The organism is Streptomyces sp. NPDC085944, assembly GCF_040686295.1.
GTDB classification, from domain to species: Bacteria; Actinomycetota; Actinomycetes; order Streptomycetales; family Streptomycetaceae; genus Streptomyces; species Streptomyces salinarius.
The window spans coordinates 84961-95284 of record NZ_JBFBJX010000004.1 but is presented as its reverse complement, the minus strand read 5'-3'; the positions used below and the strand labels follow the sequence as shown (position 1 = coordinate 95284).

10 protein-coding genes are annotated in these 10324 nt (G+C 72.8%); 3 read left to right on the top strand and 7 right to left on the bottom strand.

Translation table 11 applies throughout. From position 1 onward, the window contains the following. Positions 1–366 precede the first annotated feature (366 nt). From AB0P07_RS09145 to AB0P07_RS09125, 5 genes are all read right to left on the bottom strand, one after another. Positions 367–1335: a hypothetical protein gene (locus AB0P07_RS09145; protein ID WP_365547273.1), complete on the bottom strand. Its 969-nt coding sequence runs from the start codon at positions 1333–1335 to the stop codon at positions 367–369. Positions 1336–1474: 139 nt separating this feature from the next. Next, positions 1475–2281 carry an RNA polymerase sigma factor SigF gene (locus tag AB0P07_RS09140; RefSeq protein ID WP_365547270.1) on the bottom strand — a complete coding sequence of 269 codons (807 nt, stop codon included), beginning with the start codon at positions 2279–2281 and terminating at the stop codon, positions 1475–1477. A 289-nt stretch (positions 2282–2570) separates the two neighbouring features. Next, on the bottom strand, positions 2571–2987 hold the full coding sequence (locus AB0P07_RS09135) for a VOC family protein (protein WP_365547267.1): 417 nt from the start codon (positions 2985–2987) through the stop codon (positions 2571–2573). Between the two features lie 5 nt (positions 2988–2992). Further along, positions 2993–3439, bottom strand: coding sequence for a helix-turn-helix transcriptional regulator (locus AB0P07_RS09130; protein WP_365547264.1), 447 nt, complete (start codon positions 3437–3439; stop codon positions 2993–2995). A gap of 69 nt (positions 3440–3508) precedes the next feature. Beyond that, positions 3509–5899 (bottom strand): excinuclease ABC subunit UvrA, encoded by a 2391-nt coding sequence (locus AB0P07_RS09125; protein WP_365547261.1) that lies wholly within the window; start codon positions 5897–5899, stop codon positions 3509–3511. Positions 5900–6142: 243 nt separating this feature from the next. Here AB0P07_RS09125 and AB0P07_RS09120 point away from each other — a divergent pair, with 243 nt between their 5' ends. Next, on the top strand, positions 6143–6541 hold the full coding sequence (locus AB0P07_RS09120; RefSeq protein WP_365547258.1) for a DUF2795 domain-containing protein: 399 nt from the start codon (positions 6143–6145) through the stop codon (positions 6539–6541). Between the two features lie 20 nt (positions 6542–6561). Next, positions 6562–7104 (top strand): type 1 glutamine amidotransferase domain-containing protein, encoded by a 543-nt coding sequence (locus AB0P07_RS09115; protein ID WP_365547255.1) that lies wholly within the window; start codon positions 6562–6564, stop codon positions 7102–7104. 64 nt (positions 7105–7168) lie between these two features. Here the strand turns inward: AB0P07_RS09115 and AB0P07_RS09110 are convergent, their stop codons facing one another. Then, a complete protein-coding gene (locus AB0P07_RS09110; RefSeq protein ID WP_365547252.1) occupies positions 7169–7447 on the bottom strand; it encodes a DUF6158 family protein in 279 nt (92 codons plus the stop codon). A gap of 62 nt (positions 7448–7509) precedes the next feature. Here AB0P07_RS09110 and AB0P07_RS09105 point away from each other — a divergent pair, with 62 nt between their 5' ends. Then, complete coding sequence (locus AB0P07_RS09105; protein WP_365547249.1) at positions 7510–8631, top strand: Vms1/Ankzf1 family peptidyl-tRNA hydrolase; 1122 nt, start codon at positions 7510–7512, stop codon at positions 8629–8631. Between the two features lie 28 nt (positions 8632–8659). Here AB0P07_RS09105 and AB0P07_RS09100 read toward each other — a convergent pair whose 3' ends face one another. Beyond that, positions 8660–10279 (bottom strand): ATP-binding cassette domain-containing protein, encoded by a 1620-nt coding sequence (locus AB0P07_RS09100; protein ID WP_365547246.1) that lies wholly within the window; start codon positions 10277–10279, stop codon positions 8660–8662. Between the last annotated feature and the right edge of the window lie 45 nt (positions 10280–10324).

The window sequence follows — 10324 nt, the reverse complement described above, 5'->3', positions numbered from 1 at the left end:
TCGGCCGACCCGACCAAACCCTCGACCAAGCCGCCGGGACCCGTGACGGAGACTCCGGCACCCCTGTCCGAGTCGACCGGGCCCTCGCCCGAACCTCCGAACCCCGTGGCCGAGCCACCAACGCTCGCGACCGCGGCGCCGGACCGCGTGGCCGGGTCGTTCGTACCCGTGGCCGAGTCTTCGGGGTCCGTGCGCCGCATGCGTACCTCCGCGCGGTCCGTGCCGTCTGATCGTGTCGTGGCCAGTCTCCGTCGGGTCCGTTTCCGTCGGGCCCCATTGCTCGCTCGCGCTCGTTGATCCCCGTACCCAGCGTGCCGCCCCGCCATGGCTCCGACTTGCGGTCGCGTGTGTCACAGGTCGGCCGGGTCAGCGCTTCCCGGCCTCCCCGCGCAGGTGCAGCCGCAGCCGGTGTGCCGCCGCACCGGCCGCGCCCGCGATCAGGACACCCCCGGCGACCAGGGCGGGGACGGAGTCGCCGAAGGTGCCACCGGCGCCGGCCCGCACCCCGTGCTCCGCCGACGCGCCGCCACACGGCGTGCCCTGGGCGGCGGACTCACCGCCCGGGGCCGTGGGTTCGGGGCATGCGGGCTTGGCGGGGGCGCAGGGCGTGCCGTGCGCGGAGCTCCCCGCACGGGGAGCGGCGGCTTCCTGGCATCCCGGCTCGGTGGCGCCGGCCCCGGTACCGGCGCCGCTCTCCTCCGGCACCCTCATCGTCGCGCTCCACGGATCGCCGGCCTCGCCGCCCGAGGCGTCCGGGCAGGCGCCGTCGACGGTCCAGTCGCCGGCGGCCCCGGCCGGTTCCTCCGTCTCCGCCCAGTCCCCGGTCTCCGCCGCTTCCCCGGTACCCGCGGCGCCCTCCGGTGTCGCGGGCTCCTCCGGGTCCGCCGAGTCCGTTTCGGCGCGCTCGGCCGCGGCGTCCGCGGCGGCTATGCGCGCGGTGCCGCGGTAGGTCGGCCCGGACGCCGTGCCCCCGTCGTCCGCCACCTTGCGCAGCGCCACAGTGCCCTCCTCGAAGGCCGCCGAGGTGGCGTCGAGAGTCGCGGGCGCGGGCCCACCGGTCGGACCGCACGAGACCGAGACGGTGACCGTGTCGCCGGGAGCGGCGGCCGCCGGGCTGACCCGCGCGGCGGCCTGTCCGAAGGGCGACGGGACAGCCTCCCCGGCGGACGGCGGGGGTACGGCGGCCGAGTCGTCGGCGGACGGCGGGGCCACGGGTTCCCCGGCGTCGGCGGGAGGCGGTGGGACGCCCGGGTCGGCCGCACCGGTCCCCGTGCCGACGCCGAGGGCGGCACTGGCCAGGACGGCGACGGACAGGGCGCGGGCGGTGCGGCGCATGGGGCGGGCTCCTTCGAGCGACGGCTTGCGGGGCACTGCACTCGCGCCCCTCGGCCATCACAGCCCGACCGGCCCGGGGCCGCCCGTCACCGTGCGCCGTTCGCGCGAACGGAGCGTCCGGGCGGGTGAGCCCGAGGTTTCACGCCCCCTGCCCGGGTCCCGGTTCCCGCAGGACCTGCTCCCGCACCCGGTCGCAGCAGCGGCTGATCAGCCGGGAGACGTGCATCTGGGAGATGCCGAGCTGTTCGGCGATGCGGCTCTGGGTCATGTCGTCGAAGAAGCGCATGTAGAGGATGGCCCGCTCGCGCGGGGGCAGCGCGGCCAGCCGGCCCTTGACGGCCTCGCGGTCGACGACCGTGTCGAGCGCCGGGTCCGGGGCGCCGAGCGCGTCGCCCAGCGAGTAGCCGTCCTCGCTGCCCGGGAGTTCGGCGTCCAGGGACAGGGCCGTGAAGCTCTCCAGTGCCTCGAGGCCGGTGCGGACGTCCTCCTCGCTGAGGTCGGCGCGCTCGGCGATCTCGGTGACGGTGGGCCCGCGGCCCGAGATGGTCTGGGACAGGTCCTGGCGGGCGAAGCGCACCCGGTTGCGCAGTTCCTGGACCCGGCGCGGTACGTGCAGGGTCCACATGTGGTCGCGGAAGTGGCGCTTGATCTCGCCGGTGATGGTCGGCACGGCGTAGCTCTCGAAGGCGTTGCCGAGCTCGGGGTCGTACCGGTCGACGGCCTTGACGAGGCCGAGGGCCGCGACCTGGCGCAGGTCCTCGTGGCTCTCGCCGCGGCTGCGGAACCGTCCTGCCAGCCGTTCGGCCATGGGCAGCCATGCCTCGACGATCCGGTCGCGGACCGCGTCACGCTCGGGACCGTCGGGAAGGGTGGCGAGTCTGCGGAAGGCGTCGGCGGTGTCGGGGGCGTCGTCGTGCGGGTGCTTCACACTGGCGTGGATCGGCATGTGCGTCGCAACTCCCTCGGAGTGCGGGGTCCCGACGTCGTGCCGGACGGGGGTCCGGTCGGTGCGGCCCGCGAGAGAGGCGACCGTCATGCGGACGGCCTCCGGCGCGTGCTGCGGACGGCACCGGTGCGACGACGCGGCCCTGGGGTCGGGCGGTCACCGTGGGAGGACATCCGGCTCCGCTCGGACGCATCCGTGGCGGCGTCGCGCCGCTCCCACGGACGTGCCTCCTGTCCGAAGCACTGACCTTGCGCCTGCCCCCTGCCTCCCGCGGCAAACACCCGGCTTCTCAGCCCTTGCGCGGCTGCTTGAAGCGCAGCATGTTGCCGGCCGGGTCGCGGAAGGCGCAGTCGCGGACGCCGTAGGGCTGGTCGAGCGGCTCCTGGAGGACTTCGGCACCCGCGGCACGGATGTGCTCGAAGGTGGCGTCGACGTCGTCGGTGGTGAGGACGACGCCGGGCAGGTGGCCCTTGGCCAGGAGTTCGGCCATGGCCGCCTTGTCGGCGGCCGACGCGTTGGGGTCCGCGAGCGGGGGTTCGAGGACGATGTCCACGTCGGGCTGGGCCGGGGAACCGACGGTCACCCAGCGCATCCCTTCGAAACCGACGTCGCCCCGGACTTCCATGCCGAGCACGTCCCGATAGAAGGCGAGCGCCTTGTCGTGGTCGTCGACGGCTATGAAGCACTGCGAGAGGTTGATGTCCATGCACGTCACGCTAGGGGCGGTGGCGCGGGCGTCGCTTCTCCGTTCCTGACGGACCCGCCGCCCCGGACCGGCCGGGTGTACACCTTGGCGACGCAGGCCGGGACGTCGGCGCCGTCGGAGTGGTCGCGCTCCCGGTAGGTGCTCGGGCTTTCGCCGACCAGTTCGGTGAAGCGCGTGCTGAACGACCCCAGCGAGGTACAGCCGACCGCGAAGCAGACCTCGGTGACGCTCATGTCGCCGCGCCTCAGCAGCGCCATGGCGCGCTCGATGCGGCGCGTCATCAGGTAGCTGTACGGCGTCTCCCCGTAGGCGGCACGGAAGCTGCGGGAGAAGTGGCCCGCCGACATGAGGGCGACGCGGGCCAGCGCCGGCACGTCGAGCGGCTCGGCGTACTCGCGGTCCATCAGGTCGCGGGCCCGGCGCAGCCGGGCCAGGTCCTCAAGCGTCGTCACCCGACCACGATCCCACGACACCGGGCCCCACCGGTAGCGCGTTCCCGGCGCCGTGGGCCGCTGCCCGGGTCAGGCGCCGACGTAGGCGGCGAGGTGCTCGCCGGTCAGGGTGGAGCGGTCGGCGACCAGGTCGGCGGGGGTGCCCTCGAAGACGATCCGGCCGCCGTCGTGTCCGGCACCGGGTCCGAGGTCGATGATCCAGTCGGCGTGCGCCATGACGGCCTGGTGGTGCTCGATGACGACGACCGACTTGCCGGCGTCGACGAGGCGGTCGAGCAGACCGAGCAACTGCTCGACGTCGGCGAGGTGCAGTCCGGTGGTGGGCTCGTCGAGGACGTACACGCCGCCCTTCTCGCCCATGTGCGTGGCCAGCTTGAGCCGCTGCCGCTCGCCGCCGGAGAGCGTGGTGAGCGGCTGGCCGAGGGTGAGGTAGCCGAGGCCGACGTCGGAGAGCCGCTGGAGGATCTTGTGCGCGGCCGGGGTGCGCGCCTCCCCCGCGCCGAAGAACTCCTCGGCCTGGTCCACGGACATCGAGAGCACCTCGCTGATGTCCCGGCCGCCGAAGCGGTACTCCAGCACCGAGGGCTGGAACCGCTTGCCCTCGCAGTCCTCGCAGGGCGTGGCGACGCCGGCCATCATGGCCAGGTCGGTGTAGACGACACCGGCGCCGTTGCAGGTGGGGCAGGCACCCTCGGAGTTGGCGCTGAAGAGGGCCGGCTTCACTCCGTTGGCCTTGGCGAAGGCCTTGCGGATGGGGTCGAGCAGTCCGGTGTACGTCGCGGGGTTGCTGCGCCGCGAGCCCTTGATGGGGCTCTGGTCGACGGAGACGACGTCGGCGCCGGCCGGGACCGAGCCGTGGATCAGGGAGCTCTTGCCGGAGCCCGCCACGCCGGTGACCACGCAGAGTACGCCGAGCGGGACGTCGACGTCGACGTCCTGGAGGTTGTGCGTATTCGCGCCGCGGATCTCCAGGGCCCCGGTGGGCTTGCGGACCGACTCCTTGAGGGTGGCCCGGTCGTCGAGGTGGCGGCCGGTGACGGTGTCGGCACCGCGCAGCTCCTCCACGGTGCCCTCGAAGCAGACGGTGCCGCCCGCGGTGCCGGCACCGGGGCCGAGGTCGACGACGTGGTCGGCGATCGCTATGGTCTCCGGCTTGTGCTCGACGACGAGGACCGTGTTGCCCTTGTCGCGCAGGCGCAGCAGCAGGTCGTTCATCCGCTGGATGTCGTGCGGGTGCAGTCCGACGGTGGGCTCGTCGAAGACGTACGTGGTGTCGGTGAGGGAGGAGCCGAGGTGGCGGATCATCTTGACGCGCTGTGCCTCGCCGCCGGACAGGGTGCCCGCGGGCCGGTCGAGGGAGAGGTAGCCGAGGCCGATCTCCGTGAAGGAGTCGAGGGTGTCCCGCAGGGCGGTGAGCAGCGGGGCGACCGATGGCTCGTCGAGCTCGCGGACCCACTCCGCCAGGTCCCGGATCTCCATCGCGCAGGCGTCGGCGATGGAGATCTTCCCGATCCTCGACGAGCGGGCGCCCTCGCTGAGCCGGGTGCCCTCGCACTCGGGACAGGTGGTGAAGGTGACGGCCCGCTCCACGAAGGCCCTGATGTGCGGCTGCATCGCCTCCTTGTCCTTGGACAGGAACGACTTCTGGATCTTCGGGATGAGCCCTTCGTAGGTGAGGTTGACACCGTTGACCTTCACCTTGACCGGCTCGCCGTACAGGAAGTCCCGCAGTTCCTTGTCGGTGTACTCGCGGATCGGCTTGTCCGGGTCGACGAAGCCGGACTGGGCGTACACCTGCACGGTCCACTGGCTGTCCGACTTCCAGCCGGGGATGGTGAAGGCGCCCTCGGCGAGCGACTTGGAGTCGTCGTAGAGCTGGGTCAGGTCGATGTCGGAGACGGTGCCGCGGCCCTCGCAGTGCGTGCACATGCCGCCGGTGCGCCGGAAGGTCGCCTTCACCGCCTTCTTGTTGCCGCGCTCGACGGTGATCGCGCCGCTGGCCCGGACCGAGGCGGTGTTGAAGGAGTAGGCGCTGGGCGGGCCGATGTGCGGCTCGCCGAGGCGGCTGAAGAGGATGCGCAGCATCGCGTTGACGTCGGTCGCGGTGCCGACGGTGGAGCGCGGGTCGGCGCCCATCCGCTGCTGGTCCACGATGATCGCGGTGGTGAGGCCGTCCAGGACGTCCACCTCGGGCCGGGCGAGCGTGGGCATGAAGCCCTGCACGAACGCGCTGTAGGTCTCGTTGATCAGCCGCTGGGACTCGGCGGCGATGGTGTTGAAGACCAGCGAGCTCTTGCCCGAGCCGGAGACTCCGGTGAACACGGTCAACCGGCGCTTGGGCAGGTCGACGCTGACGTCCTTGAGGTTGTTCTCGCGGGCGCCGTGCACACGGATCAGGTCGTGGCTGTCGGCGACGTGCGATCCGGTCCCCTGCGGACCCGGCCTCCTGGCGCTGCTCATCGTGTCTCCATCTGTCGGGGGCTCGGTGAAGGGTGACGCCCTCAGTGCCTCGGTGGTCACACGCTAGAGGGGCCACGACGGCCCGCGCTTCTCGATTACTGATTCGTCTCCCGTCCGTGGATCCGCGCACCTGATCCGCGCACCGGCCCGGACGAAATCGGAAGGGACCCGTCCGGGTGAATCCGTGTCGGCCCGCGGTGTCCGGGTACGCGGTCCGCACCCCCTGAGAATGTGGAGGGAGACATGCAGCGAGGCAGCGACCGGATGAGCGTCCACCGCGACGACGAGATGAAGCACGAACTGCAGGGTCTGCTCAGGTCCGGGCACCCCACCCGCAGCGAGGAGTGGAACGACCCGGAGCCGGCCGCCGAGGACGATCCGGACGTCATGTACGGACCGGTGACACCGGGCCGCGGACCGACGTACCTGGAGGCGCTGCGGCTGGAGCTGGCCCGGAACCTGACCCGGGGCAGCTTCCCCGCGGGGCCGCGGGAAGTGACCCGCGCGCTGCGCCGCGGCAACGCGCCGGACGCCCTCGTCGAAGGGCTGGACCGGCTGCCGCACAAGGCACGCTACGACAACGTCCAGGAACTGGCGGTGGCCCTCACCGAGAGCGGCCGGTCCGGTCCGTCCGGTACCTGAAGGAAGGGAGTCCGAACTCCATGCGGATCGCATTTCTCACCGCGCCCGAGGGCGTGGAGCAGGTCGAACTGACCGAGCCGTGGAAGGCGGCGAAGGACGCGGGGCACGACCCCGTGCTGGTCTCCACGCAGTCCGGAGAGATCCAGGGCTTCAACCATCTCGACAAGGCGGACACCTTCCCGGTCGACGAGGTGGTCGGCGACACGTCCGCCGACTCCTTCGACGGCCTGGTGCTGCCCGGCGGGGTGGCCAACCCGGACTTCCTGCGGACTGACGAGAAGGCCGTGGCCTTCGTCAAGGACTTCTTCACGCAGGGCCGCCCGGTGGCCGCCATCTGTCACGCGCCGTGGACGCTCGTCGAGGCGGACGTCGTGCGCGGCCGCACCATGACCTCGTGGCCCAGTCTGCGGACCGACCTGCGCAACGCGGGCGCCACCTGGGTCGACGAACAGGTCAAGGTATGTGACGGGGGCAGCAACACCCTGATCACCAGCCGAAAGCCGGACGACCTCGAGGCGTTCTGCGAGACCTACCTGGCGGAGTTCGCCAAGGCGGCCGGCTGAGGCGGGCGCACGGCATCACGGACGGCGGGCCACCGGCGAAGATCGCGGTGGCCCGCCGTCGCGCTCAGCCACCGGGGGCGGCGGTCTGGCCGCCGCCGCGCTCGCGGGCGCCCTCACGGGTGCGGCCCGCGGCCACCGGGCGCCGGGGGTTGCGGCGCAGCCATTCGCCCTCGAGCCGGGCCATTCGGTCGTTGTGGGCCCGCAGCGCGTCGTTCGACCCGTACAGGAGGGTGTCGTGGCGCGTGCGGTGGATGGTCTCCAGCTCTTTCATCAGCTGCTGGTCGTCCAGGCGGCCCGGGTCCACTCCGGTCACGGTGTCGTCCCGCGTGTCGTGTTCGTTCATGCGACCCGGGTACCCGCCCCGGAGCACTACCACCCCCGAGCGGCACCCGGGAGGGCAGCCACATGGACCTCGCGTTTCTCCACCCCCTCTACGAACACCAGGGACCCTGGGCCTCCGTCTACGTCGATCTCTCCCGGAACGCGGAGGACACCGCCCACGAGCGCGAGCTGACGGCCGCCGCGGTGGCCCGGGAGCTGGCGGAGCAGGGCGCCGACGACGCCACCTGCCGGGCGGTGCGGGAGGCGGTGGACGAGCTGCGGCACGCCACCGATCCGCACGGGCGGGCCCTGTTCGCCCGCGCCGGCCAGGTGGTCCTCGACCCGCCGCTGGCCCGGCCCCCGTACGGCGGGACCACCGCCGACTGGGCCCCGCTGCCGCACGTCACGCCGCTGCTCGACCTGGCCGGCGAGGACCCGGTGTGCGTGGTGGCCTACATCGACCGCAAGGGTGCCGACTTCGAACTGCGCAGTGCGCTGGGCAGCTCCGACGCGGGCGGCGTGACCGGGCGGCAGTGGCCGGTGCACCGCACGAGCAGCGTGGACTGGTCGGAGCGCCACTTCCAGCTCCGGGTGGAGAACACCTGGGAGCACAACGCGGCGGAGATCGCGGACGCGCTCGCCGTGTGCCAGGAGGAGACGGGTGCCGACCTGCTGATCCTGGTGGGTGACGACCGGGAGCGGCGTTCCGTGCACGAGCGGCTGCCGAGCCGCCTGCAGGAACGCGTCGCCGAGGCTTCGCGCGGCGCCGGCAGCCGGCTGCTGGACGACGAGGTGGAGAGGCTGCGCGAGGACCACGTCCGCAGCCGTGCCCGGGAGGATCTGGACCGGTTCCTGGCCGCCAGGGCGCGGGACGACGAGGGCCGGTCCGGCGCGGCGGAGGGCGTGCCCGCGCTGGTCGAGGCCGCCAGGGAGCACCGCATCGACGAGCTGCTGATCATCCCGGACGCCCCCGACACCCACCGGGAGGTGTGGATCGGCGAGGACGCCGACCAGGTGGCGGTGCGCCGTACCGAGCTGAAGACGCTCGGCGAGCAGAACTCCTGGTCGGCCCGGGCGGACGACGCCCTGCTGCGCTCCGCGGTGATGACCGGCGCCCCGGCGATCTCGGTGACGCCGGTGCAGCCGCCGGAGACCGCGGAGAAGGCGCCGGTGGGCGGCCTGGGGGCGCTGCTGCGCTGGAAGTGACCCGGGCCGGCACCTCGACCGGGGTGGCTCAGCGCGCCCGCTCGACCCGCCGTTCGTCCCAGACCGGCTCCGGCGTCTCGCGCACGCGTCCGTCGCTGCCGAAGACCAGGTACCGGTCGAAGGAGCGGGCGAACCAGCGGTCGTGGGTTACCGCGAGGACCGTGCCCTCGAAGCCCTCCAGGCCCTCCTGGAGGGCTTCGGCCGACTCCAGGTCGAGGTTGTCGGTGGGCTCGTCCAGGAGCAGGGCGGTGACCCCCTGGAGTTCGAGCAGCAGGATCTGGAAGCGGGCCTGCTGGCCGCCGGAGAGCCGGTCGAAGGACTGCTCGGCCTGCTGGGTCAGCTCGTAGCGCCGCAGCCGGGACATGGCGGCGCCCCGGTCCTGGGAGTGCTCGGTCCACAGGATGTCCAGCAGGGTGCGGCCCAGCAGCTCGGGGTGGGCGTGGGTCTGCGCGAAGTGGCCGGGCAGCACGCGCGCCCCGAGTTTCCAGTTCCCGGTGTGCGCCACGTCGTCGCCCGCCAGCAGCCGCAGGAAGTGCGACTTGCCGGAGCCGTTGGAGCCGAGGACGGCGACCCGCTCGCCGTAGAAGACCTCCAGGTCGAAGGGTTTCATCAGCCCCGTGAGTTCCAGTTGCTCGCAGGTGACGGCGCGGACGCCGGTGCGGCCGCCCTTCAGGCGCATCCTGATGTCCTGCTCACGCGGCGGCTCGGGCGGCGGCCCGGCCTCCTCGAACTTGCGCAGCCTGGTCTGGGCCGCCCGGTAACGGGACGCCATGTCCGGGCTGTTCTCGGCGGCCTGCCGCAGCGTCAGGACGAGCCTCTTCAGCTGCGCGTGCTTCTCGTCCCAGCGGCGGCGCAGTTCCTCGAAGCGGGCGAAGCGTTCCCGGCGGGCCTCGTGGAAGGTGGCGAAGCCGCCGCCGTGCACCCAGGCGTCGGCGCCGGCGGGGCCGGGTTCGACGGAGACGATCTTCTGCGCGGCACGGGCGAGCAGTTCGCGGTCGTGGGAGACGAAGAGCACGGTCTTGCGGGTCTCGGCGAGCCGCTCCTCCAGCCAGCGCTTGCCGGGCACGTCGAGGTAGTTGTCCGGCTCGTCGAGCAGGAGCACCTCGTCGGTGCCGCGCAGCAGGGCCTCCAGGACCAGGCGCTTCTGCTCGCCGCCGGAGAGCGTGCTCACCTGCCGCCACTGGGCCTTCTCGTAGGGCACCCCGAGCGCGGCGGTGGTGCAGATGTCCCACAGGGTCTCGGCCTCGTACCCGCGGGCCTCGGCCCAGTCGGCGAGTGCCTGCGCGTACCCCAGCTGGGCGGCTTCGTCGTCGACCGTCATGATGGCGTGCTCGGCGGCGTCGACGGCGCGCGCGGCCTCGCGGATCCGGGGCTGCGCCACGGACACCAGCAGGTCGCGCACGGTCGTCTCGTCCCGTACGGAGCCGACGAACTGGCGCATGACACCGAGGCCGCCGGTGACGGTGACGGAACCGCCGTGCGGCTTCAGCTCGCCGGCCAGCAGGCGCAGCAGGGTGGTCTTGCCCGCCCCGTTGGGTCCGACGAGGGCCACGACGGCCCCCTCCCCCACCCGGAAGGAGACGTCGCCGAGCAGCGCCCTCCCGTCGGGGAGGTAGTACTCCAGGTGCGCGGCTTCGAGGTGACCCATGGGACCGGATTCTGCGGCTCCGGCCGGGCTCCGGGCAAACCGTTT